This window comes from Flagellimonas sp. 389, assembly GCF_018449435.1.
In the GTDB taxonomy this organism is placed as follows: Bacteria; Bacteroidota; Bacteroidia; order Flavobacteriales; family Flavobacteriaceae; genus Flagellimonas.
This window is the reverse complement of record NZ_JAHCMU010000017.1, coordinates 74,742-100,004: the sequence shown is the minus strand read 5'-3', so window position 1 is coordinate 100,004 and position 25,263 is coordinate 74,742. Positions and strand designations below refer to the sequence as shown.

The 25,263-nt window shown below is 38.2% G+C and carries 23 protein-coding genes; 9 read left to right on the top strand and 14 right to left on the bottom strand.

Features of this window, described 5'->3' with window-relative positions; translation table 11 throughout:
- Window positions 1-19 precede the first annotated feature (19 nt).
- Both KIM67_RS15120 and yidC read left to right on the top strand, forming a co-directional pair.
- Window positions 20-1,654, top strand: a complete 1,635-nt coding sequence (locus tag KIM67_RS15120) for a CTP synthase (protein WP_213832387.1) — start codon at window positions 20-22, stop codon at window positions 1,652-1,654.
- A 69-nt stretch (window positions 1,655-1,723) separates the two neighbouring features.
- Window positions 1,724-3,592 (top strand): membrane protein insertase YidC, encoded by a 1,869-nt coding sequence (gene yidC, locus KIM67_RS15115; protein WP_213832386.1) that lies wholly within the window; start codon window positions 1,724-1,726, stop codon window positions 3,590-3,592.
- Between the two features lie 283 nt (window positions 3,593-3,875).
- On the opposite strand, the gene KIM67_RS15110 is transcribed toward yidC, so the two are convergent.
- From KIM67_RS15110 to KIM67_RS15090, 5 genes are all read right to left on the bottom strand, one after another.
- The gene (locus KIM67_RS15110) at window positions 3,876-5,900 is read right to left on the bottom strand and encodes a fasciclin domain-containing protein (RefSeq protein ID WP_213832385.1); all 2,025 of its coding nucleotides are present in this window, start codon (window positions 5,898-5,900) and stop codon (window positions 3,876-3,878) included.
- 74 nt (window positions 5,901-5,974) lie between these two features.
- Window positions 5,975-7,450, bottom strand: a complete 1,476-nt coding sequence (locus KIM67_RS15105; protein WP_213832384.1) for a fasciclin domain-containing protein — start codon at window positions 7,448-7,450, stop codon at window positions 5,975-5,977.
- A 187-nt stretch (window positions 7,451-7,637) separates the two neighbouring features.
- On the bottom strand, window positions 7,638-9,677 hold the full coding sequence (locus KIM67_RS15100; protein WP_213832383.1) for a fasciclin domain-containing protein: 2,040 nt from the start codon (window positions 9,675-9,677) through the stop codon (window positions 7,638-7,640).
- A 186-nt stretch (window positions 9,678-9,863) separates the two neighbouring features.
- Window positions 9,864-10,589: an SIMPL domain-containing protein gene (locus tag KIM67_RS15095; protein ID WP_213832382.1), complete on the bottom strand. Its 726-nt coding sequence runs from the start codon at window positions 10,587-10,589 to the stop codon at window positions 9,864-9,866.
- A gap of 77 nt (window positions 10,590-10,666) precedes the next feature.
- Window positions 10,667-11,623: a fasciclin domain-containing protein gene (locus tag KIM67_RS15090; RefSeq protein WP_213832381.1), complete on the bottom strand. Its 957-nt coding sequence runs from the start codon at window positions 11,621-11,623 to the stop codon at window positions 10,667-10,669.
- Between the two features lie 137 nt (window positions 11,624-11,760).
- Between KIM67_RS15090 and mnmA the strand changes: the two genes are divergently transcribed.
- The 3 genes from mnmA to KIM67_RS15075 are packed head-to-tail and all read left to right on the top strand — an operon-like array spanning window position 11,761 to window position 14,414.
- On the top strand, window positions 11,761-12,951 hold the full coding sequence (mnmA, locus tag KIM67_RS15085; protein ID WP_213832380.1) for a tRNA 2-thiouridine(34) synthase MnmA: 1,191 nt from the start codon (window positions 11,761-11,763) through the stop codon (window positions 12,949-12,951).
- 3 nt (window positions 12,952-12,954) lie between these two features.
- Entirely contained in the window at window positions 12,955-13,899 is a 945-nt protein-coding gene (locus tag KIM67_RS15080) for a nitronate monooxygenase family protein (RefSeq protein WP_213832379.1), read from the top strand.
- 32 nt (window positions 13,900-13,931) lie between these two features.
- Window positions 13,932-14,414: a hypothetical protein gene (locus tag KIM67_RS15075; RefSeq protein WP_213832378.1), complete on the top strand. Its 483-nt coding sequence runs from the start codon at window positions 13,932-13,934 to the stop codon at window positions 14,412-14,414.
- A 5-nt stretch (window positions 14,415-14,419) separates the two neighbouring features.
- On the opposite strand, the gene KIM67_RS15070 is transcribed toward KIM67_RS15075, so the two are convergent.
- Genes KIM67_RS15070 through KIM67_RS15045 form a run of 6 tightly spaced genes read right to left on the bottom strand, consistent with a single transcriptional unit; the run spans window position 14,420 to window position 20,519 of the window.
- A complete protein-coding gene (locus tag KIM67_RS15070; RefSeq protein ID WP_213832377.1) occupies window positions 14,420-15,751 on the bottom strand; it encodes a DUF58 domain-containing protein in 1,332 nt (443 codons plus the stop codon).
- 4 nt (window positions 15,752-15,755) lie between these two features.
- Window positions 15,756-16,739, bottom strand: coding sequence for a MoxR family ATPase (locus tag KIM67_RS15065; protein WP_213832376.1), 984 nt, complete (start codon window positions 16,737-16,739; stop codon window positions 15,756-15,758).
- Window positions 16,729-17,943, bottom strand: coding sequence for a DUF4350 domain-containing protein (locus tag KIM67_RS15060; RefSeq protein ID WP_213832375.1), 1,215 nt, complete (start codon window positions 17,941-17,943; stop codon window positions 16,729-16,731). The genes KIM67_RS15065 and KIM67_RS15060 overlap by 11 nt, the downstream gene beginning before the upstream one ends.
- Window positions 17,936-18,670 carry a DUF4129 domain-containing protein gene (locus KIM67_RS15055; protein ID WP_213832374.1) on the bottom strand — a complete coding sequence of 245 codons (735 nt, stop codon included), beginning with the start codon at window positions 18,668-18,670 and terminating at the stop codon, window positions 17,936-17,938. The genes KIM67_RS15060 and KIM67_RS15055 overlap by 8 nt, the downstream gene beginning before the upstream one ends.
- Window positions 18,671-19,564, bottom strand: coding sequence for a hypothetical protein (locus KIM67_RS15050; RefSeq protein ID WP_213832373.1), 894 nt, complete (start codon window positions 19,562-19,564; stop codon window positions 18,671-18,673).
- Complete coding sequence (locus tag KIM67_RS15045) at window positions 19,542-20,519, bottom strand: stage II sporulation protein M (protein ID WP_213832372.1); 978 nt, start codon at window positions 20,517-20,519, stop codon at window positions 19,542-19,544. The genes KIM67_RS15050 and KIM67_RS15045 overlap by 23 nt, the downstream gene beginning before the upstream one ends.
- A 35-nt stretch (window positions 20,520-20,554) precedes the next feature.
- Between KIM67_RS15045 and KIM67_RS15040 the strand changes: the two genes are divergently transcribed.
- Both KIM67_RS15040 and KIM67_RS15035 read left to right on the top strand, forming a co-directional pair.
- The gene (locus KIM67_RS15040) at window positions 20,555-21,271 is read left to right on the top strand and encodes an RDD family protein (RefSeq protein ID WP_213832371.1); all 717 of its coding nucleotides are present in this window, start codon (window positions 20,555-20,557) and stop codon (window positions 21,269-21,271) included.
- 4 nt (window positions 21,272-21,275) lie between these two features.
- On the top strand, window positions 21,276-21,887 hold the full coding sequence (locus tag KIM67_RS15035; protein ID WP_213832370.1) for a trimeric intracellular cation channel family protein: 612 nt from the start codon (window positions 21,276-21,278) through the stop codon (window positions 21,885-21,887).
- Here KIM67_RS15035 and KIM67_RS15030 read toward each other — a convergent pair whose 3' ends face one another.
- Window positions 21,888-22,598, bottom strand: a complete 711-nt coding sequence (locus tag KIM67_RS15030; RefSeq protein WP_163419380.1) for a peptidylprolyl isomerase — start codon at window positions 22,596-22,598, stop codon at window positions 21,888-21,890. It abuts the gene before it with no gap.
- Here KIM67_RS15030 and KIM67_RS15025 point away from each other — a divergent pair.
- Window positions 22,597-23,238, top strand: a complete 642-nt coding sequence (locus tag KIM67_RS15025; protein WP_163419379.1) for a CoA pyrophosphatase — start codon at window positions 22,597-22,599, stop codon at window positions 23,236-23,238. The two genes, KIM67_RS15030 and KIM67_RS15025, sit on opposite strands and share 2 nt — an antisense overlap.
- A 36-nt stretch (window positions 23,239-23,274) precedes the next feature.
- On the top strand, window positions 23,275-24,087 hold the full coding sequence (locus KIM67_RS15020) for a 1-acyl-sn-glycerol-3-phosphate acyltransferase (RefSeq protein ID WP_213832369.1): 813 nt from the start codon (window positions 23,275-23,277) through the stop codon (window positions 24,085-24,087).
- Here the strand turns inward: KIM67_RS15020 and KIM67_RS15015 are convergent.
- On the bottom strand, window positions 24,084-24,731 hold the full coding sequence (locus KIM67_RS15015) for a hypothetical protein (protein WP_213832368.1): 648 nt from the start codon (window positions 24,729-24,731) through the stop codon (window positions 24,084-24,086). The two genes, KIM67_RS15020 and KIM67_RS15015, sit on opposite strands and share 4 nt — an antisense overlap.
- A 3-nt stretch (window positions 24,732-24,734) precedes the next feature.
- The gene (locus KIM67_RS15010; protein WP_213832367.1) at window positions 24,735-25,229 is read right to left on the bottom strand and encodes an RNA polymerase sigma factor; all 495 of its coding nucleotides are present in this window, start codon (window positions 25,227-25,229) and stop codon (window positions 24,735-24,737) included.
- Between the last annotated feature and the right edge of the window lie 34 nt (window positions 25,230-25,263).

Below are 25,263 nucleotides of genomic sequence, written 5' to 3'. Positions count from 1 at the left end.
CGTAATAGAAATCCCAAATATGTCACAGACAAAGTACATTTTCGTTACGGGGGGCGTAACTTCTTCTTTAGGTAAAGGAATTATCGCCGCATCCTTGGCCAAATTGCTTCAGGCTAGAGGTTACCGAACTACCATTCAAAAATTAGATCCATATATCAATGTAGATCCGGGTACGCTAAATCCCTACGAACATGGAGAATGCTACGTAACGGATGATGGTGCAGAGACCGATTTGGATTTGGGACATTACGAACGTTTTTTAAATGTGCGAACTTCACAGGCCAATAATGTCACTACAGGACGAATTTATCAAAGTGTTATAGAAAAAGAACGTAGGGGCGAATTTTTGGGGAAAACGGTTCAGGTAGTACCGCATATCACCAATGAAATAAAACAGCGTATCCAAATTTTGGGGAATAGTGGGGATTACGACATTGTTATTACCGAAATTGGAGGTACCGTAGGTGATATAGAGTCTTTGCCCTACATAGAAGCTGTTAGACAGTTGTTATGGGAATTGGGGGAGAATAATGGAATCGTTATTCATTTAACTTTGGTGCCCTATCTTTCCGCAGCCGGTGAACTAAAGACCAAGCCTACACAACATTCCGTAAAAACCTTGATGGAAAGTGGTATAAAGGCCGATATTTTGGTATGTAGAACAGAGCATGAAATCTCGGACGATATCAAAGAAAAATTGGCCCTTTTCTGTAATGTAAAAAAGGGAGCGGTCATACAATCCATAGATGCATCCACCATTTATGATGTTCCCATACTTATGCAAGAAGAGGGGCTGGATGTAGTGACCCTGGATAAATTGGCCTTGCCTAATGATGCTGAAACCGACCTTGAACAATGGCAGCAATTCTTAAAAAAACATAAAAATCCCAAGCATAAAGTTACCATAGGACTTATTGGTAAGTACGTCGAGCTTCAAGATTCTTATAAGTCTATTTTGGAGTCTTTCATCCATGCTGGAGCAGCAAATGAGGTCAAGGTTGAAGTAAAGTCGATTCATTCAGAACACATTTCAGAGGCTAACGTGACCGACCAGATGAAAGGATTGGACGGTATTTTAGTAGCTCCCGGCTTTGGCGAACGTGGTATAGAGGGTAAGATAATAGCGGTAGGCCATGCCCGTGAAAACAATATTCCTTTCTTGGGAATCTGTTTGGGGATGCAAATGGCCGTAATTGAATTTGCACGAAATGTTTTAGGACTTCCAAACGCTAATTCAACAGAGATGGATTCGCAAACCGCTGACCCGGTCATCAGTTTAATGGAGGAACAGAAATTGGTCACGGATATGGGCGGTACCATGCGATTGGGTGCATGGGATTGCCAACTCAAGCCAAATAGTCTGGTTCATGAAGTTTACGGAAAAACAGATATAACGGAACGTCACAGACATCGTTTTGAATATAACAATATGTACAAAACCCAAATGGAAGAAGCAGGATTAATGGCAACAGGCCTTAATCCAAAAACAGGCTTGGTCGAAGTCGTGGAAATTCCCTCACATCCTTGGTTTGTTGGCGTACAGTATCACCCCGAGTATCGAAGTACCGTGGCAAACCCGCATCCATTGTTCGTAGGTTTTGTAAAAGCGGCATTAGTTCAAAAACAACAACAAACTAATGCCAGTTTGGCATAAACTCCAGTTTTGGACATATATTTGCCACTTTAAAAGTCGAAAAAGCAGATTTTTCACTAAATAACTTTCATGGAAGAAAAGAAACTGGACGTCAAATCCATTATTGGTTTTGTATTGATTTTTGGAATACTCATTTTTATGTTTTACCAAAATCAGCCCACACCTGAAGAGCTTGAAGCCCAAAAAGCGGAGCAAGAAAAAATTGAGGCCGCAGCTAAAAAAGAAGAAGAGAAAATTCAACCAGAAGTTACGGATAGTTCTGCAACCATAGATTTACAGGATTCCACGGCAGTTGCCAGTTATAAGAGTTCAGTCGGTGCTTTCGGTTTTACTAAGGCCTCAGAAGGCACTACAACAATTGAAAATGAGGTACTTTATTTAGAAGTGGCCAATAAAGGAGGACAAATTGTGGAGGCCAAAATGAAAAATTTTGTGACCCACGATTCTGTTCCAGTATATCTGGTAAAAGAAGGAAATGCCAGTTTTGGACTTAATTTTTCTACGTCGGATAATAGGGTCCTTAATACAAAGGATTTGTTTTTTGAACCTTCATCGACAAAAAGTGGTGATAATCAAGTCCTTTCCATGAAAGCGAAGATTTCCGAAAGTCAGTTTTTGGAATACCGCTATGAAATGAAGCCAACCGATTATTTGGTAGATTTTACGATTCGTTCCCAAGGTCTTAATGGGGTACTAAATTCAAGCCGACCTATTGAATTGGAATGGGACGTTAAGGGTATACGGCACAACAAGAGTGTCAACTATGAAAATCGTTATACACGTTTGACCTATAATCACGATGAGGGAAAAATAAGCAAGCTCTCTGAGAGCAGCGATTTGGACGAAGAGACCGAGGTTGATGTAAAATGGTTATCCTATCGTCAACATTTTTTCAGCTCTATTTTAGCAACGGACAATCATTTTAAAAAAGCAGAACTGAGTTCCAAGAACTTGGTAGAGGAAGAAAGTAAGGAAACACTCTTTACAAAAGCGTTTCGTACAAAGGCGCCCATAGAACTGCAAGGTGGGGAACTTTCCCAAAACATGCATTGGTATTATGGTCCTACAGATGTTAAAGTACTGGATGATTACAAAGATTTGGGCTTGGTGGAATCCATTCCCTTTGGTTGGGGGATATTCGGTTGGATAAACAGGTATGTCTTTACACCATTTTATGAATTCTTAAGCTCGTTCTTGCCATTTGGTATCGCCATTATCGTAATGACCATCATTGTACGGTTGGCATTATCTCCGGTAACCTATAAGTCGTATCTCTCCCAGGCCAAAATGAAAGTTTTAAAGCCAGAGATTACGGAGTTAAACGAGAAGTATAAGGACAATGCAATGAAGAAGCAGCAGGAAACCATGAAGCTGTACAACAAAGCTGGTGTGAGCCCCATGAGCGGCTGTATCCCTGCATTGTTGCAATTGCCTATCTTTTATTCGCTGTTCATGTTTTTCCCCACGTCATTTGCATTACGGCAAAAGTCTTTCTTATGGGCCGAAGACCTTTCGTCTTATGATACTATTTTTAATTTACCATTTGCGATTCCGTTTTACGGTGATCATGTGAGTCTTTTTCCAATTTTGGCATCAGTGGCGATATTCTTCTATATGACGATGACGACTGGACAGAGTATGCAGATGCAGCAGCAACCCGGTATGCCCAATATGAAATTTATTATGTACCTGTCACCGGTAATGATGTTGTTTTTCTTCAACAACTACGCTAGTGGTTTGAGTCTATATTACTTTATCTCCAACTTGATTACCATCTTTATTATGTTGGCAATTAAAAATTACATTTTGGATGAGGATAAAATCCACGCCCAGATTCAAGAGAACAAGAAAAAGCCCAAAAAGGAGAACAAGTTCCAGAAAAAGATGCGAGAAATGATGGAGCAGGCAGAGGCGCAAAAGAAGACTGGGAAGCGTTAAATCAAGATTGATTCAAAAGTAAAAACTCTCCTTAGTATTTAAGGAGAGTTTCACCATTTATAGATTTAGTTTGGAAAGATTTGGGACTTCAAAGATGCATCTAAATACCTGCTAAAAAAAGTAATAGTTGTAAAACAGACGGTTTTGTATGGTAAACGAGACGCTTTTGATGTGTCATCGATTAACGGTAAAAATCATCTTTAAAAAGCAATCCCCGTAATTTAAATCACGGGGATTTTAATAAATAAAAACTTACAAAATTCTCTTTTTCTAATAGATTTTGTTAATGAAGTGCATCTATTATTTCTTGTGGTAGAAGCACTTTGTCTATAATATGTACAATACCGTTACTAGCTTCATTATCCGCTGCAACTACTTTTGCAGGAGTATGTGTTTTGTCCCTGATTTTGATAGGGTGTCCCGCAACTGCTTCAATCTTCTCTCCTTGCTCTGTTGTAAGCTCTACATGGCCAGTGATAGCCGAAGATGGGATAGCTTCCCCCGCTACAACATGGTACAATAACAATTGAGCCAATAATGCTTTTTCTTCAGCTGTGTCAAAATCTTCTAAACTATTATAGTTATTTCCCAAACCATCCAATAATTCTTTGAAAGCTTTATTGGTAGGAGCGAATACCGTAAATGGTCCGTCACCGCCTAAAGCATCCACTAAACCTGCATCCGCTTGAATCAAAGCTTGAACTAACAGGCTTAAATCATCTACGGATTGTGCCAGTTGTACAATGTCTGGTGTAGGTGGAAATAGAATGTCCAACACAGCCTGTGGAAGTAAAACCTTATTGATAACGTGAACAACGCCGTTACTAGCTTCAACGTCTTCAAGAACTACAGTGGCATTATCATCGGTAGCATCCTCGATATGAATGGTTCCATTTTTTATGTTGACACCAACATTTTCACCTTGGAAGGTTTCAATTTGATCTCCATTATTTAATGTATCAGAAAATGCAGCAGTACCTGCAACAACATGGTAGGTAAGAACCGTTACCAATAAGTCTTTTTCTTCTTGTGTGTCAAAATCGGCAAGGCTCTTGAAGTCATCTCCCAAGAAATCCAACAAGTCTTTAAAGGCTTGGTTTGTTGGAGCGAATACAGTAAAAGGACCATCACCACTCAAGGTTTCTACCAAACCTGCATTTGCTGTCTGTAATGCTTCGACCAAAAGGCTAAGATCATCAGTTTCCACTGCGATTTCTACGATAGTTTTCAATTGTAAAGAGGCTACAAAATCCAACGCTGCTTGTGGCAATAACACTTTATCTATGGTATGTGCAACGCCATTGGATGCAATGATATCCGTACCAGTAATGTTTGCATTAACATCTGAGGCATCCCCGATTACAAAAGTATCGTCACTTGCAATTACGCTTATAGAGTTTCCATCAAAGGCAGTTGGAACATCGCCTGGTGCTAAATCAGCTTCTAAAACTTTTGATGGAATTACATGATAGAGCAGTATGTTTCTTAAAAGAACGATTTCTTCTTCAGTATCAAAATCTGCTAAAGAGCTGTAATCATCTCCCAATATTCCCAATAATGCTACAAAGGCATCATTCGTTGGTGCAAAAACCGTGAAAGGACCTTCCCCATTCAATGTATTTGCTAAACCAGCCTTGATTACTGCTTCTTCTAAAATCGAAAGTGCATCTGTTGCTACAACAATGTCCACTAAGGTTGAGGTCTCTTCCTCTTCATTGAGCATATCGATAATTTCCTGTGGTAAAAGTACTTTATCAATAACATGTACAATACCATTTGAAGCAGGTACATCTTCAATAATGACCTCTGCATCTGCATCTGTTGCATCTTGAACGAACACAGTGTCATCCTGAAGACGAATAGTTACGTCTTCTCCTTGAACGGTTGGAATCTTTTGTTCGTCATCCAAACTTTCGGCTGTAGCCGCAACACCTGTTACTACGTGATATTGTAGAATCGTAGCAAGAATGCCTCTTTTTTCTGGTGAGTCAAAATCTTCAAGTGAATCAAAACCATCTAAATCCTTAAAGAGTTGCGTGAAGGCTTCATTCGTAGGTGCAAATACGGTAAAAGTTCCCTCGCCATCAAGGGTACCGACCAAATCTGAATCTTCGTTTTCATCGGCTTTTGTTAAAGCCGCGACCAATGAACTTAGTGCATCGGTGTTTTGAGCAGTTTGTACAATTGTACTTTGGGCTTCTGTTTCTTTGTCTGTTGTTCCATCGTCTTCTTTATCACAGGAAGAGAATGCAAATACTGTTAGAACTACCAAAAAGAGATAGCCCTTTAATCGTAAATAATTTTTCATTTTGAAAGTGTTCTTAGGGTTAAATATAGTGTTGAGATAAAGCAGGCCTCCCAAGGGAGACCTGCCCAATGAAATTAATTTTCTGTATCTGGTATAAGTACGGCATCCAATACATGGATTACGCCATTTGCAGCTTGTACGTCAACTGCGTCAATACCTATTCCTGTATTTCCTGCACCATCTGTTACATCAGCAATGTTGCCGTTAGTACCTGGTAGGGTGATTGAAAAAGTATCACCTTCTAAAGTAGCAGGTGTAACGGTTACACCGTTTTCAGTTAAATCTGTTGAACGGATATTCACATCAGCAATAACATGGTGCTCCAATACACTGGTAAGTAGACCAGAATCAATATCAGTTAAGCCGTCCCACATATCGTTGCTATCCAATAATGCTTGGAACGCATCGTTTGTTGGGGCGAATACCGTAAATGGACCATCACCTCCGAGTGTAGAGACAAAGTCTGGTTGTCCATCTGTGGTCAAGGCGGCTACCAAAGACTCAAAGGTTGGGTCTGCAGTTGCAAAAGTTACCACCGTTGGTAAATCTATTACTTTATCAACAATATGCACTATGCCATTCAGTGCTTCAACATCTGCGGTTTCCACAGTAGATACACCATTAAATACAACGCCATCTGTTGTGTTGTAGTAAATACTGATGTTATCATCCTCTCTTGTAGCAAGGGTATTTGCGTAACCAGAACCTGCTGCTTCCAAATCAACTTGAAGCAATGCGCCACTGATTACATGATTTTTCAATACATTGGTCAACGTTTCAACAGGGATATCTGCAAGCTCATCTTCACCCAAGAATTCGGCAAAAGCTTCATCGCTTGGCGCGAGCACCGTGAATGGACCATCACCTTTAAGTACTTCATCTAAATCTTCATCTGCGGCAAGCAATGCGGCGACTAAGCTTTCCAAGTTCTCGTTACCCGAAGCTAAATCAGTAATGGTAATAAGTATCCTTAACTGGTCTATAACTTCTTGTGGTAACAATACCTTATCGATGATATGTACAACGCCGTTTGTGGTTTCTACGTCGGCTGTTGTAACCTCGGCATTAACATCAGTGGCATCATCAATGAAAACGCCTCCTTCGGTAGAAATTGTTAAAGTGCCGGTCTGCAATGTCGTCAAAACTTGGCCGTCGCTCAAATCAGATGAAAGAGCGGCTGTTCCAGAAATGACATGATATGATAAAACAACTGCCAGTACATTTTGAAGCTCTTGTGTATTGAAATCGTCTAAACCATCAAAATCACCCAATTGTTTAAATAAATCATCAAATGCAGCATTGGTAGGTGCAAAGACCGTGAAAGGACCATCTCCACTTAAAGCACTGACCAAATCGTTGTCGGCACTTTCATCAGCTTTTTTTAATGCACCCACCAAACTGCTTAAATCGTTTTCGGCATCAGCAGTTTCTACTATATTCAAGGTAGGTGTTGGGGTCGTTGGCCCATTGTCATCATCGTCCGAGCAGGACGCAAAAATAAAGACAACCGCCAGTAATGTGAGTTTAGATAATTTAATCAGTGCTTTCATTTAATTTTTTTTAGATTAAAAATTGTTTAACGTTACAAAGATGTATTTAAACATAATAGGTTGCTTTTGTTTAATCTATTTTATAAAATATTTAACAATTTAATTGAAAACACTAAACATTACAGCAAAAAAAATTGGGCTGTCCATTATAGACAACCCAATTTTTTAAAAGAATGCTATAACTCTGCTACATGTCAAGTTTGTTTAAGGCTTGCTTAGGAAGTAGTACTTTATCCACAATATGAATGACTCCGCTTAAAACTTCAATATCTGGTGAAGTGACATTGGAAGGCTCACCAGTTTGGTCAATAAGCTGTATTCCACCATTTGTATTTATGTTTAACTTTTCTCCTTGATATGTAATCAATTCTTGGCCATTGGTCAACTGTGTTGATTTAGCTTTTGTACCTTCTATATAATGATAGGTAAGAATCGTGCCCAATAGTTTTAGTTCTTCTTCGGTATCAAAATCAGCTAAGGAATCAATACCGTCCAGTTGATCGAACAAATCTAGGAACGCTTGGTTTGTGGGAAGAAAAAAGGTGAACTCGGTATTTAGAATATCTTCAAAACTTTCATGCACTAATAGGCAAGCTGCTATGGCCAACTCTTTATGCTCTGGGTCTAGTCTATCCAAAATTCTCGTGATGGTACTCTCGGTTCTGGAAACTATGGTATCGATTACTGATTGTGGAACCATGACCCTGTTGATGGTATGGATGACACCATTGCCGGCAGGAATATCGGTAACTCTAAAACTTACATTAAGACCCAATGCATCCTGTAAAAAAAAAGCGTTGTTTACATAACCTACTGCTATGGTATCATCGTTTAATAGGGTATTTAAATCACCAATGACCAAATCATTAGCAGTAAATACACCGGGCACAACATGGTAACTGAGCACTTGCCTCAACAAATCAATTTCAAAATCGAGGTCAAAGTCTTCGAGTTTGGTAAAAGATTCCCCTAAAAGACCAAAAAGAAAGTTTATGGTTTCCCCGGTTGGAGCAAAGACCGTATAAGGACCTTCTTCACCTAATGTATCCAATAATCCCGTGAGCTCTAACGCTTCCTTTAGGAAAGTAAGCTCATCGGAATCTTCAAGCAGTTCCTTTATTGTTGGAATACCTGTGTTTGGGTCATCTGGATTCAAGGCGTCCAAAAAATCCTGTACTTCTTGAGGAATCAAAATTTTGTCAATAATATGGACTACTCCATTGCTTGCTTCTTTATCTATTTCCTCGAGGTTTGCATCAATGTCCGAAGCATCTCCAATTACAAAGGTATCATTGGAGGCTATTACCTCAATGTTCTCATTCTCTAGCAAGGTAGGAACGGTGCCGGGAGAAAGCTCATTGGAAGTAATATTTCCTGAGACCACATGGTACAGTAAAATCTGCTTTAAAATTTGAAGTTCCAAGAAATTATCAAAATCATCAAAGCTTGTAAAGCTATCTCCAAGAAGTTCAAAAAGTTCTTCAATGGCTTTGTCCGTTGGGGCAAACAATGTGAATGGACCTTCTGCATTCAAATCCTCATCCAAACCTACTTTTAAGACGGCCTCTTCCAACAGGGACAATTGTTCTGTTTCAACAACAATTTCTACAATACTTGGTTTTGGAAAAAGTATATCCAAGGCAGCTTGTGGTACTAAAACTTTATCCACAATATGAACCACGCCATTGGAAGCATTATTGTCCGCACTAACTACTTCGGAAAGGTCATCTGTTTTGTCCGTTATAAAAACACTTCCATCTACGTTAACTTTTAAGCTTTCAGTCTGGAGTGTCTCCAATACTTTACCATCCGATAAATCAGAGGATAAAGCAACAGTACCAGAAATAACGTGGTACTTTAAAATTTCAGCTAAGAGGGCCTTTTCTTCTTCCTCATCAAAATCTTCGAGCTTTTCAAAACCTTCAAGCTGATCTAGAAGTGCATTGAAAGCGTCATTGGTGGGAGCAAAAATGGTTAATTGGCCATCTGCGGATAATGTTTGTACCAAATCAGCATCAGCTAATTCAATTGCATCCATTAAAGTACTTAACATATCAACACTTTCTGCCAGTGCTACGATATTGGGTAATGTGGTTGGATCATCATCGGTATTGCCAATTTCATCATCTGTCTTTGGGTTGGCGTCGTCATTTTTGCTGCAAGAGCTTATAAAAAGGACTAAAATCAATACTACAAGGGATTTTCCTAAATGCGGGATGTTTTTCATTTTTCAGATTAATTTGGTTCTGTGTTCTAGGCTTGAAAATAGAATATAATGCCCTCAACCAGTTAAATGTAGTCTTAATTCTAAGTTACCCCAGTTTTAAATATCCAGCCTCAACGTTAAGGAAATTGTACTTAAGCTCTACCGATCAATCCCTATACGGTATATGTTGATAAGACCTACACGAGATTATTTTATCTGGTATTCAGCATACAGTGTTGCGCTCATTTTAAGAATCCCTTTGCTTATAGCTATCGATTTTTCTTGTAAAACGTTGGGTTGCTGTGCCATGCCAAATTCATTTTCAGGTTGAAATATGTTTTTCTCGAGCATAGAACCGGAAATTTCGACATTCCCAATTTTTAAGATTTCCTTCTTGGACTCTGGTAGTTCCTGTAGCAATCTATCAGCAAGTATTTTCGATTTTTCGAGTGCCTTCACATAGGCAGCGTTTTCTAAGCTATCAATTTTTGAGTGCGAATAACTCAAACCACCCAAATCAAGGTTTCTGTTCTCGAGCAACTCCGTATAAATCTCACTGAGCTTTTCAATATTTCTTACTGTGATAAAAACACTTGTGGAACTCCTGTAACCTTCAAATATGTTTGAATTGTTTCTCCAAGTATAGCTCTTGTTCATAGCTACTGAAGTTGTTAAAATATCATTCTTTTCTATTCCAAAACCCAATAAACGATCATGGAGTATATTTGACTTATCGACCAAGCATTTTTTCGAAGTTTGTATTGATTTGTTCAAACAGCTTAAATCTATATGAAAAGTAGCCATATCGGGGGGTGTTTCTACTTCTCCAAAAGATTTGATCATGATGGTTTTAAATTTTGAAGGTTCAACAATTGAACCATTTTGACAGTTTACGAAGAACAAAAGACCAAGGATTGCAATAACTTGTTTCATGTACTATTTTTTATGGAGCATCTATTCATAGGGTGTATGAACGTTGATACAAAATTTATTTTTAACTATTTATGATGTTAGTTGGTGGTATCTGGAATCAAAATGTCATCCACCAAATGAAGCACACCATTTGATGCTTGAAGATTGGCGCCTACAATTCTTGTGGTATTGTTATTGGCACCATCGATAAGGTTGATTTGATTCCCAATAATCCTTACCGTTAAATCATCTCCTTCTATGGTTTCAAGAGTCATGCTTTGTTCCATGTCGCGTGTAACAATATTCTTGGAGGCAATAACATGATGTTCCAAAACAGGTGTAAGGTCATCGCCAGTAGGTAGATCCCCAAAATCTTCAAAAGCGTCATTGATCGGTGCGAATACTGTAAATGGGGCAGGTGCTTCTCCGTTTGGGGTATCAAGAGTTGCCATGAAATCTGGTTGTCCCGGAGATGTTAACGATTTTTCCAGTTCGTTCAACCTGTCATCTACTGCAATGAAGTCCGCAAGCGTAGGTAGTTCAAGAATCGCATCTATTTGATGCAAGATACCGTTAGAGGCCCTTTTGTTTGAACTGGAACTAACAATCTTGGCCTTTCCACTGATTACGATACCGTTATCATTTTTAAAGTATAGATTGATTGAACTGTTTTGAGCAATTCCAGGTGAAGAGGTTATCATATATCCTTCTTCTGCCGAAACAAAATCCTGCGTATTGACTTCCCCTACTACAATGTGTGCCAACAATAATTTTCTCAAATCCGCTTTGGAAATATCAGAAAGTGCTTTGCCGTCAAGAAAGGAATTAAAAGCTTCATCCGTAGGTGCTAAAATAGTATTCAGTCCACTACGGTCTAAATTGTCAAGCAGCTCTACTTCTTCCAAGGCTGTCTTTAACATTTGAAAATTAGTGTCATTTGAAATCAAGTCGGCAAGACTTTCATCTGGTCGATTTATACCATCGTCGTCCAAAGAGCATGAATTGAAACTCAAAGCCATTAATAATAAGGTAGAAAAAAATAAAGAAAATCTCATTTGTTATTTAGTTTAGGTTATTACTTTTCTTGAAGATGAAAAAAGTGGAAAGCGTTGCTTGTAATCTTAAGAAGTCATTTGTTAAAATTAAAATCTACCTATAATTCGTAATTTTGCACTCTAAATTGATAAGTAAGTTGAAAAAAGTTGTTGTTGGACTTTCAGGAGGTGTTGATTCGAGTGTAACGGCCTATCTTTTAAGAGAACAGGGGTACGAAGTTATTGGTCTATTCATGAAGAATTGGCACGATGACTCCGTAATTATATCTGATGAATGTCCTTGGTTAGAGGATAGTAATGATGCACTTATTGTTGCTGAAAAATTAGGTATACCCTTTCAAACAGTGGATTTAAGCGAGGTATACAAAGAACGGATAGTGGACTATATGTTCAATGAATATGAAAGAGGGAGGACGCCAAACCCTGATGTACTTTGTAATCGTGAGATAAAATTTGATGTCTTCCTAAAGATAGCCCTACAATTGGGGGCTGATTTTGTGGCAACAGGGCATTACTGTAGAAAGGGAATCATTAAGAATAAAAATGGCTCAGAAACCTATCAGTTGTTATCGGGTGTAGACGGGAATAAAGATCAATCTTATTTTTTATGTCAACTTTCCCAAGCGCAGTTGAGCAAGACCTTGTTTCCAATTGGCGGGCTTACCAAACCAGAGGTTAGAAAAATTGCAGCGGAAAACGATTTGATTACCGCCGATAAGAAAGATTCTCAAGGACTGTGTTTTATAGGGAAAGTACATTTGCCGGATTTTTTGCAGCAAAAATTGAAGCCCAAAAAAGGTGTTATTGTTGAAGTACCGAATACCGCATCCCACTTTATAGCAGAGTCACCGGAATTTGAAGATAAAGCTGAGGAATTGGCATACTACTCAAAGAAACCGGCGTATGTTTTATCCGATGGGAAAGTAGTAGGGGAACATCAAGGAGCGCATTATTTTACAACAGGACAACGCAAAGGCTTGAATGTTGGAGGAACTAAAGAACCACTTTTTGTAATTGATACGGATGTGGATAATAATATCATCTATACGGGACAGGGAAAGTCTCATCCGGGGCTTTTAAGGAACACCCTATTTGTAAGTGAAAACGAACTTCATTGGGTACGTGAAGATTTGGCTTTAACGATTGATGAAACGATGGAGGTAGAAGCAAGAATCCGCTATAGGCAACCTTTGCAAAAAGCCATACTTTACAGAACTGAGAGTGGGCTTTACGTAGATTTTGAAGAAAAGCAATCTGCCATAACCGAAGGCCAGTTTGTAGCGTGGTATAAAGGTGATGAACTAATTGGCTCAGGCATTATTTCTTAATATATGCAGCACAATAAGATTACCCAGCTTTTTGGAGTAAAATACCCTATTGTACAAGGAGGAATGATCTGGACAAGTGGCTGGCGTTTGGCATCTGCGGTTTCCAATGCCGGCGGATTGGGACTGCTCGGAGCTGGTAGTATGTACCCAGAAGTTCTAAAAGAGCATATTGAAAAATGTAAAAAAGCAACCGATAGACCCTTTGGCGTAAACATTCCCATGTTGTACCCAAACATTGAAGAATTGATGGAAATCATTCTGAGCAGTAGGATAAAGATTGTCTTCACCTCAGCGGGAAATCCAAAAACGTGGACCAATCATCTACAGAACCATGGTATTACTGTGGTACATGTGGTCAGTAGTGTGAAGTTTGCGTTAAAAGCTCAAGATGCCGGGGTGGATGCCATCGTGGCCGAAGGGTTTGAAGCGGGTGGACATAATGGAAGGGACGAGACCACAACAATGGTGCTAATTCCATCAGTAAAAGAGGAAATTGATATTCCTTTGATTGCTGCGGGCGGTATCGCTACAGGGAGGGCCATGTTGGCAGCAATGGTTCTGGGGGCCGATGGCGTACAAGTAGGTAGTCGTTTTGCTGCTAGTGTAGAAGGTTCTTCACATGATTTGTTCAAAGAGCAGATCGTAACAGCAAAAGAGGGGGATACACAATTAACACTAAAGGAATTGGCTCCCGTTCGCTTATTGAAAAACAAATTCTATAAAGATGTTCAAAATGCTTATGCTGATGGGGCAACTGTGGAAGATTTGAAAAATTTATTAGGTAGGGCAAGGGCCAAGCGAGGTATGTTTGAAGGGGATTTGAATGAAGGGGAACTGGAAATTGGTCAAGTATCTGGACTTATCCATGAAATTAAATCGGCAGCATCTATCGTAGAAGACTTGATGGCAGGGTTTAATAAAGGAGTAGAAGAAGTCAAAAGTTTTTAAAATAATCAGCTTTCTTTACATTTACGATTGTAATGAAAAAGCTAACCCCTATATTTCTTCTTTTGATACTTACGGTACACTTGCACGGTCAGGTGGAACGTGATAAGGCACTACACTTTCTAGGAGGTAATCTTTTTGGCTTGGCAGGAGCAGGTATTGCGAAAAATGCTTCTGATGGGAACAGGGTTTGGACCTTTATGGGAGCTGTTGCCGGTGGTACGTTAATCGGTTTGGCCAAAGAAACGGTTGATGCCGGTCAGCGAGAGAATGGTTGGGACAATGATGATTTGCTCGCAACTATTTTAGGGGGAGTAACAGTTGGTGTGGCCATTGAGCTTTTTTCCAAAAAGCGTGATAAGATACCTAAACATGATTCCTCAGCAACCCATTTTAATTTGAATAAGTTGCATAGTAGTCAGTATGATGATAAACTTTTTATTACTGAAGAAACATTACCTAACTTAACGTCTTTTGGTCTTTCTTCAAGTCTTATAAACAACTACCGCTCTCACTAATAGTACTAAAGAAGTCCTCTTGCTTTAATTTCAAGATATTTATTTATGGTATTGATGGACAAGTTTTCCGGTTTGGTCAAAATGGTTTGAATGCCATACTGTTGTAGCTCTTTTTGCATGAGTCTTTTTTCCAACGAAAACTTTTCAGCAATTGTTTTGTGATAAATGGTCTGCAAATCTTCGGCATCTTCACTGATAAGGGATTCAAGTTCTGTATTTTCAAAAAACACAACAACAAGAACATGTTTTTTAGCAATGGCCAATAGGAAGGGAAGTTGCCTTTTTAGTGCTGAAATATGCTCAAAATTAGTGTATAACAAAAGTAAACTTCTATGATTTACCTTTCGTTTTAGATGGGCATAAAGCAAACCAAAATCCGAATCGGTGAATTCTGTGGTAATGTTATATAATTTCTCTAAAATAGTGTTGAGGTGGGAGATTTTTTGCAATGCTGGCACAAACGTTTCAATTTTTTTGGAGAACGTGATCATACCCGTTTTGTCATTTCGTTTTAAAGCTACATTGGAAAACGCAAGGGTAGAATTAATGGCGTAATCCAATAACTTCAATCCGTTAAAGGGCATTTTCATCACCCTGCCGGTATCGATAATGGAATAGATGGGTTGCGATTTTTCATCTTGGTATTGGTTGACCATTAATTGGTTTTTCTTTGCCGTAGCTTTCCAATTAATGGTCCGTATATCATCACCTTTTATGTAGTCCTTTATTTGTTCAAACTCTTGTGTATGTCCTATTCGCCGTATTTTTTTTAGCCCAAACTCGCTTAAACGGTTGCTTATCGCCAAAAAGTCATACTGTTGCATCTGTATGATGGATGGGTATACGGGAACCATTTGGTCTTTTTGGAATATATATCGTCGTTTTATAATTCTCAAAGGGGAAGAGGCATATATATTCAAATTACCGAAGATATATTCCCCCCGTTCTACGGGCCTAACCGTATAATTGAACAGATACTTTTCTCCTTTGGTGAGGTATGTTTTGTATTCAAAATCACGTTTTTGAAATTGGACGGGAAGTTCATCAATCACAACAACTCCTGTTCTAAAAGGATATTTTGAAACAAGCTCGGTCTGTAATTCGTTGTCATCACTATTAGAAAGCTTTTGCGGTGTGCTTCGTTTTCCTATGATAGCATTAGCTGTACCATATAAAAGGTAGCAATCGCAGACGAAAAGGACCATAAGAATAAAGACCAGTACCCAGGCTATGGGGTATAGCTCAGGAAGCCAATAGGATAGGACAAAGCTAGCCGCCAAAATTGCGACATACTTAAAGATCCTATTATGAATATAAAATGACCTTAGAAAGCGCATTTCTTTATCTTGGAATTTCTACAGATTCCATAATCATGGTTACGACACTTTCGGTGGTCATTCCTTCCATTTCTCTTTCTGGAGTTAGAATTACTCTGTGATTAAGGACCGGGACCAATGCTTTCTTTATATCTTCGGGAATTACAAAATCCCTTCCCGAGATTGCTGCAAAAGCCTTTGAGGCATTTAGGGTAGCAATGGAAGCTCTTGGTGAAGCACCCAAGTACAAATGTGGATGGTTTCTGGTACTGGTAATTATGTTTGCAATGTAAGTGATGATTTTTTCCTCTACGATGATATCATGAATATTCTTCTTGAACTCTGCCAGTTTTTTTGGAGTAAGTACTGCTTTAATGTTTTCTTCAGGTTTTTTACCTTTTCGCCCATGATGGCTTTCAATTATTTTAATCTCTTCCTCAACTGAAGGATAGTTTACCTTAATCTTGAAAAGAAATCTATCGAGCTGTGCTTCGGGCAGTGCATAGGTGCCTTCTTGTTCAATAGGGTTTTGTGTTGCCAGTACCATAAAGGGTTCGGCCATTTTATATGTTGTCCCATCTACAGTAGCCTGTCTTTCTTCCATAGTCTCAAACAGTGCAGCTTGGGTCTTGGCGGGTGCCCTGTTTATTTCATCTATTAGGACGATATTGGAAAAAATGGGACCTTTTTTAAACTCAAAAGCTGAGGTCTGCATATTAAAAACAGAAGTTCCCAGAATATCACTTGGCATTAAATCTGGCGTAAACTGTATCCTGTTAAAATCTGTTTTTAGTGTCTTTGCAAACAGTTTGGCAGTAATGGTCTTCGCAATTCCGGGTACACCTTCTATCAAGGCATGGCCATCCACCAAAAGGGAAACAATCAATAGATCTACAAAGTGCCGTTGCCCTATAATGACACTTCCCAATTCTTTTTTTACGAGTTCTACTGTATTTTTTAGCTCCTCTAAGGGAACTCTGTTATCAAAGTTTAAATCATTATTTTCCATCAACCTTAGCTTTAAATGCTTCTATTTTTTTGTTTAGTTGTTGTAATTCCATATCAGTAATCTGTTCTTTGGATTCCATGTTGTGAATAAGTGCAAACAATTGTTGTACATCTTCCAAAGTATTATTGCTTCTTGTGGCAAGTCTGCGTAAAAATGATTCGTCAATATCTTGTGTGGCCATGTAGAGCTTTGTACGTATATATTCCAGAAAGTAAGCCACCTTATGTTCCGTAATTTTTTTTTGTTCCCCACTTTCAAAGTACATGTCTGCAATTGTTCTGGTAAATGCCAAGGTCTGGTTTTTTAAAGGAGCAACTACAGGTATTGCCCGTTGCTTGCGTTTGCCTTCAAAAATAACGTATACCAAAGCACCGATTAGGACCAGATAGTACGCCCATTTCAGCTCTTTTGTATTTAAAAAAAGGTACATAGGGGAGGTATAAAAAGATTTTCCAGATTTATGGTGGTTATCCATCAGAATGGATTTTCCTTTATCCAAGTAGGATAAAAGTCCTGCGGTATAGTCTTTATTTTCATCTTTAAGGATGAAGTAGTTGGTAAAGGCTTTTGGAAATGTGGAGAGAATAATTTCTCCGTTCCCAAAAGGTTGTTTAACGATATTTATGTTTTTCGGGTTGATTTCTGTGCTGTCCGGTTTCGCGTACACCTGTCCTAAAACAATTGTATTTAGAGTGTCTATTTGATCAAAGGCAAGTGTATAATAGTCCTTTTCAAAAGAAATGGTATCCGTTTGTAATCCTGGATTTACCAGCTCATGATAAAAAAGAGGGTTTAGTTGCCCGCCACTGTAGATGCTGTATTGTTCAAGGTTTAAAGTATCCAATAACTGCTCTTCAAACCCATCCGAAGCAATAAAAAGTGTATTTCCCTTACTGGTCCAATCGAGCAAGGTATTTAGCTCTGCTTCTCCAAAATCTACGAATCTGTTTACGAATATATAGGTGCCCTCAATAGAATCGTTCCTGCTCAGGAATTCAAATGGAGGTTTACGAACCTGTTTCGTTTTTGAGGGGAAATATTTCTCCATCAAATCATTGAAAACATATGTGCCATAAGGGATTTTGTGATGGGAAACATAAGATTCTGACCAATTGATTTTCTTGGGCTTGTTATATTCAATAAGAAAAATAAGTCCTAATGTGATAATCGCTATTACTATGTAGACCCAACCTTTCTTAAACATCTGTTGCAATTGATTTTTTAAGCGATGCGAAAACGGCCTCGGCCTTTGAATAATTATGTTGGTCTATGGTAAACTCACCGTACCAAATATAATCGTACAGTAATGTCGCTTTTGCAAAAGCATTTTTTAGGGTACTGCCAGAAAGTTCGTTAATGTAGTCATCATTGGTTTTTTGGAGCTGCCATTCAATTAACTCTCGCTCAGAAAGCAATTTTAAAATAAAAAGATAGTAGTACCTGATGGCTAATCGGTAATCGTTTTTTGCTAGGGCTTCTTTGATGAGCTTTTGTATGTCCTGAGTTTTAATAATACGTTCTTCCTCTGATAGATTAACAAGATTAGGATTCTGCTGACTGTAGATTAAAGAACGGGTGTTGGCTTTGATAAAAAAACGCATGATCAGAAATAATAGAACTGCTAAAAGGAGGTAGGGCAATGCTTTTAAAAAATAGGCCAGATAGCCAACTGCTTCATCAACCCCAAAAAGCCATTCAAAAAAACGACGTAAAACACTATACAACCAGTTTTTGATATCATCCCACCATGTTTTTTCCACCTTGACGACCTCATAGTCAAAGCTTTCATCTTCTTGATGTGTTCTTAAATCCTCTTCAGAAATTTCGAATGTTGTGATTTCAGAACTGTCGTATTTGATAATAGAATCGTTCTGGGAAAAACTACTGCCCCAGCATAAAAGAACAAACCCTAAAACCAACTTTTTTAGCATTTAGTCCTCTCCAGATTTTCCCAGGTTATCAATCCGTTCGTACGTACCCGTAAAATTCTTTAGTTCATTAAGGTTGAAGAAAATAAATGAGGTTGTCACTAAAAGTATAATATTCATTAAGAAGCGGACCAAAGTACTTATGATGTTCAATAGTAGGTAGATAGGGTCATTGAATATTCCAAAGCTTTCAGCATCCATTTCTCCCGAAAATATTCCCATCTTGGCCCATGTGTAAATCACCGCTGGCAAACTAAAAGCATATGTAGCTATGGCAACAATAATGTAAACAATTAAAAGTGTGGCAAAGGTAATCCACCAGTTTTCTTTGATCAATGTAAAGCTATACTGATAAGAATCCATTACGTCCTTCTTTAAAAAAACAAAAATAGCGAAGGATAGCGATAACGGAACAGCAAGATAAATGCCTGGTATGAGACAAAATAGCATCCCGGCCCCAACTGATAAAGAAACCAAAATACCCAATCCGATAAATGCCCAGAATGAATCATATACCTCTTTTTGGATGTCTTCAAAAACAGGATTTCCCTTTGTATTGATGTACGATTTTATGTAAATCAATACAGTGGCTTGTGCTAGGACATAGGCAGCTATAGAACTTGCAAACAAAGCAATAACCGCAAGAATCATTATAAGGGGTGAAAAATTGCTGTCAAAGACATTGGGATTGCTTAATGCCGTAAAATTGAAAATATCTCCGATGGTATACATATAAAAAGCCATTGAGATAAGCATGACCAATAAGTAGGGACCTACAATTCTTAATATTGCCCCAAAGAACGGCTTAAATTGATTTCTAATAAACCCAAAAGAGTCCGAGAGTATTTCACCCAGTTCTCGTTGTTTTTTAAACTCAATGTATTGTGGTTGTTGCATGTTGTCTTTTTCTTTTCAGTTGGTTAGGGTATATGATATAATAGAATAGAATAAGGCCCAGAGAACCCAATATGATAAGTATAGCGAGCCAGTCTGGCATTTCGGTATGTCTTGTGACAAAACCCTCTAAAAAACCAGCTATGATAAAAAAGGGAACGGTACTTGCCATTATTTTCAATCCATTTTTTACGCCTTTCTTAAAAGACTCCAGTCGAGTATAGGTGCCAGGGAACAATATGCCATTGGCAAGGACCAACCCAGCGCATCCTGCGATTATGATGACCGATATCTCGATGGTACCATGAATCCATATAGTGCGAGCCGACTCCCATAATAATCCTTTTTCATAGAAAAAATATTGGAAGCTTCCCAACATTATTCCGTTTTGTAACATGACCATTAGTGTACCAATACCTAAAAAAATACCGAAAGCAAATGCATAAATGGCCACTTTTATATTATTAATGGTAATGCCCAAAAACATATTGAATTCGCCCTGTTGTTTGTAAACGGCCATAGGGTCTCCTTTTTCAATATTTTCCAGCGTCATGTTCACATAACCGTTTCCTAAAATAGAGCGGACAAAATCACCTTCATTTGCCGCAGAAAAAGCACCGACAGTTACAAAAAATGTAAAAACAAGGAATGATATCAATAATTCCCTATGGTGATTGTAAAACATACTTGGAAATTCTGTTTTCCAAAATGTTATGATTCGATTTTTGGATTCTCGTTTGGTCTTATAAATCTTTTGGTGTGCCTGAGAGGCCAGGGAATTTAAATAAAATTCGGTGTTACTGCCCTTGTAAAAAGTCTTTGCGTAGCTAAGATGGTCCGTGATTTCAATGTAGAGGTCAGAGAGCTTATCGGGTTGGAGCTTGTCTTTATTGTTTAGAACATTTTCAAAAGCAACCCATTTATCTTTATTTTGCTTTACAAAAGCAGCCTCACGCATTAAATATGATGGTTTATTAGTAAAGAAACTAAAATATGAATCAATTTCAAATAGAAACTGCCCAAAATATAAGCATAAGTCAAAATACTTCCAATTTGGGCGAACGTATGCTGGCATATCTTATAGACAGTTTAGTGATTGTCATCTATACCATTTTGATTTTCATACTTTTAATTTCTTTGGATATTGATATTGCCGACAAATGGGCTTATTATTTGGTATTGAGCCTGCCTGCATTTTTATACTATTTGCTCTTTGAAACATTCTCAGATGGAAAGACTATCGGGAAGGGACTAATGTCGTTAAGAGTGGTAAAGCTAGATGGTTCCAAACCAAGCTTTTCAAATTACTTTGTACGATGGGCGCTTCGTATTATAGATGTAAGCCTAACCTCTGGTGGAGGAGCCGTTCTAACCATTTTGATTCGGGGAAATGGTCAGCGAATGGGTGATATTGCAGCAGGGACAACTGTGATAAGCGAAAAGAAAAAGATTTCTCTGCGAGATACTTTGCTAAGGGAATTGCCCGAAGATTATCAACCTCAATTTCCCCAAGTGACCATATTTAAAGACCCCGAAATGCGGACGATCAAAGAACTGTACGATAAGTCAAAATTAAATGGTGACCACAATATAATTATCTCCTTGGAAAAGCGAATTAAGGAAGTGACCGGTATCAATACACAGTTAAAACCTATTGACTTTGTTGGAATCATCATAAAGGATTATATCCACTATACCCAAAATTTATAGGTTCATGTTTTATCAAACTATAGATATCTTGGGAACAGTGGCGTTCGCAATTTCCGGAGTGCTCGTTGCCATGGAAAAACGTTTGGATTTATTCGGAGTGCTGATTATTGCCTTTGTTACCGCCATTGGTGGTGGAACATTACGTGATTTACTTATTGGAAATACACCAGTAGTCTGGATACGTGATTTAACTTATGTAATCACCATTGGAGTAACGGTATTTTTTGGAGTGCTTTTCGTCAATCAATTAAAATACCTTAGGAAATCCCTGTTTTTGTTCGATACCATTGGTATTGGGCTTTACACTATGCTGGGGATAGAAAAAGGCCTTCAAGCCGGACTTTCTCCTGTAATTTGCATAGCACTGGGCACGATGACCGCTAGTTTTGGCGGTGTCATACGGGATATCCTCTGTAATGAGATACCTGTAATTTTTAGAAAGGAAATCTATGCCACAGCCTGTATCTTGGGTGGAGGAAGCTATTTTTTGCTGACCTTATTGCCCATAGGTGAAAATTATGCATACATAGCGGCGATACTCGTAGTAATTTCGCTTCGGCTCTTGGCGGTCAAATTTAAAATTAGATTGCCGAACATCTATCAAAAAGAAGTTTGATCAAAGTACTTCTGCCTTTAGAATATACACGTTTTGCAGCGGCCAATCCCCATCACCTACTGCAACATTGTTGATTTTATCCACAATATCCATACCGCTGATCACTTTTCCAAAAGGCGTGTAGGATCCATCCAAATGATAAGATCCTGGTTTGGTCACCACAATAAAGAATTCATAAGGAGAGGCCAACATATGCGGATTGTCCCTTTCGCTACTTGGCATAGAAATAACACCTCTATGATGTTTGTGTCCTTTTTTTGCGTCAGGTGGAAGAAGATAGCGTCCAATTTTGGTTCTTTTACGGGCGGTTTCTATATCATCGGAATTTCCACCCTGTATGATAAACTTCTTCACAATACGATGAAACTGTGTATTGTCAAAATATCCTTTTTCGGTCAAATAGATAAAATTTGCCTTATGATACGGGACATTGTCATATAATTGAACAGTAAAACTGCCCATACTTGTAGTAAGCTTGACTTTATCTTTTTTTAGTTCTTTTGCATAATCAAAAAAGAAATCTATTGCATTTTCTTCGGTCAGAACAAAGGCTTCTTCTATATTTTCAACAACCGTATCCTTTTTCTTTTGGGTCGAATCTATTTCTATTGCTGCAAGTTTCGTGGAAGAACTTTTCTTTTTGGATGATTCACCACAGGAGACCAAAAATAATAGTATACTTGCAAGCAAAGCAGATTGTTTTAGCATCATGAATTTTGAAGAGTTTTATCAACAAGCTTTAAAAATAAAAAATCTACCTCTTCCCGGAACGGATTCACACCATAAAATGTCACCGGCAATGCGAATCAAATGGTTGGAATCTAGGGAGATTGAAAAAATGAAACCCAGAAAGGCAGGAGTGATGGCACTTTTTTATCCAGATTTGTACCAAAAAACAAAGTTGCTTCTTATTCTGCGTAAAACGTATGAAGGTGTACATTCCAATCAAATTGGGTTCCCAGGGGGGAAAGTGGAAAAGGAGGATAAAAATCTTTTGGATACTGCATTGCGAGAGACCCATGAAGAAGTAGGTGTTCCGCCAGAATCCGTAGAAGTATTAAAGCAACTTAGCGAGGTATATATACCACCGAGCAATTTCTTGGTGCAACCATTTATTGGCATGTATTCCAACCCTAAACCTTTTCTTATACAAGAAAGCGAAGTAGAAGACGTGGTTGAGGTCTATTTGCACGATTTTCTTGATAATGCGAATCTAATGGAACAAAAATTAAGCACTTCGTATGCCAAAAATATCAATGTACCTGCTTATAAATTAAATGGTTATACAGTTTGGGGAGCTACGGCCATGATGATGAGCGAAATCAAGGAACTTTTGGAGCAAGTCCTTTGAGGGCTATTTTGTAAATTAGCGAACGACGGAGATTATATGGGGCTATTTAAAGAAAATCCTTTTGGACATATTTTATTTTTGAAGCGATGGTTGATTCGTATCGCAGGCATGATTACACACCAACGCTATAAAGGATTCAATACTTTAGAGATTGAAGGTTCCCAGATTATAAGGGATTTACCCGAAACAAATGTATTGTTCGTCAGCAATCACCAGACTTATTTTGCAGATGTCGTTGCTATGTTCCATGTGTTCAATGCAAGTTTGAAGGGTAGGGACGATTCCATTAAGAATATGGGGTATTTATGGAATCCTAAACTGAACATCTACTACGTTGCGGCGAAGGAAACCATGAAGCAGAGCTTGGTGGCAAAAATATTCGCCTATGCGGGCTCCATTAGCATTGAACGAACCTGGAGAGCCGATGGTAAGGATGTAAATAGGCAGGTAAAGTTTAGTGATATCAGCAATATAGCCATGGCGCTGGAGGATGGATGGGTAATAACATTTCCGCAAGGAACGACCACCCCGTGGAAACCTTTGCGCAAAGGTACGGCCCATATTATAAAAAGATACAAACCCGTTGTAGTACCCGTTGTTATAGATGGTTTTAGACGTTCTTTTGATAAAAAGGGTTTGCGGGTGAAAAAGAAAGGTATCCTACAATCCATGCAGATAAAGGAACCATTGGAGATTGATTATGATAACGAATCTATTGATGCCATTATAGAAAAACTGGAATATGCAATTGAACAACATCCTTCTTTCTTAAAGGTCATTCCAAAGGAAGAATTGGCCGAATACGAAGCAGAACACCAAAAAAGGCGTTATCGATATAAAGGGGACTAGACTTCCAGTTTCTGTAACTCCCTATGATTATGTCTTAACTTTCTTGTAAGTAAACCATAGAGTAAAAAGTAAATACCACCAAAAATAGCTGTGAAAAGAACGCCAAAAATTGCTAGTCCCAGCATGAAGGCGAATTTTACTTTTTCTTCTGAAACCATCTCGATTTTTCCAATTAAGTTGAAAATTTCCAGAACATTATCACTTAAATATACTCCAACGATGAGTAACGCAAATGTCAATAGCACCATGGAAAGAGAGAAAAAAACATAGTGCTTTACCGTTTTTCTGGTTTTCAAAATATTGGTAGTGAGTTGTTTGGCGCTATCCAATACAGAAATCTCTTTATATCGTACGTAGAACTGATAAATAAAGTAGAAAACCACCAAATATTGTAAAATGGTAACAACTAATATCACATTCGATAATCCTAATTGTGAATAGATATCCAAATTACTTTTTACGGAAGGAATAAGATATAACAGATGTGGTAGTGCAAATTCTATGATACTTATGTAGAATATCCATTTCACAATAGAGGACGATTTTTTCCAAATCATCTTGTATATCTCATCATAAGTGAGTTGAGGAAGGTGTGCTTCCTTTTTCTGCCAATCTTGCTTTAAGAGTTCCAGTTCATCCATCATATCCTAAGGATTTAGTATGGTTCTTAATTTATTTTTAACTCGGTTCATTTTGACCCTAGCATTTACTTCGGTAATTCCCAATGTTTCTGATATTTCAGCATAGTCTTTGTCTTCCAGATAGAGAAAAACCAAAGCTTTATCAATATCTCCCAACTGTTTTACTGCATTGTACATCAGTTGTAACTGTTTTTCTTCCGTATCATCATATTCGTCGGTCTTTATTTTAAAAATTACCGAATCATAATCTTGGGTCTGCACGCGTCTTTTGGATTTTCTATACAGTGTTATCGCAGTATTGAGCGCTACCCTGTACATCCATGTACTAAATTTTGCATCTCCCCTAAATTTGGGATAAGCTTTCCACAATTGAATTGTGATCTCTTGGAACAGATCGTTGTGGGAATCTCTATCATTAGTATATAGAGTACAAACCTTATGAACAATATTTTGATTGTTCTCAAGTTCCGTTACAAAACGATGTTCCAGTTCTTTATTCACTCAGGTTGGTAAGTTTGCTTAATAAGTATGGACA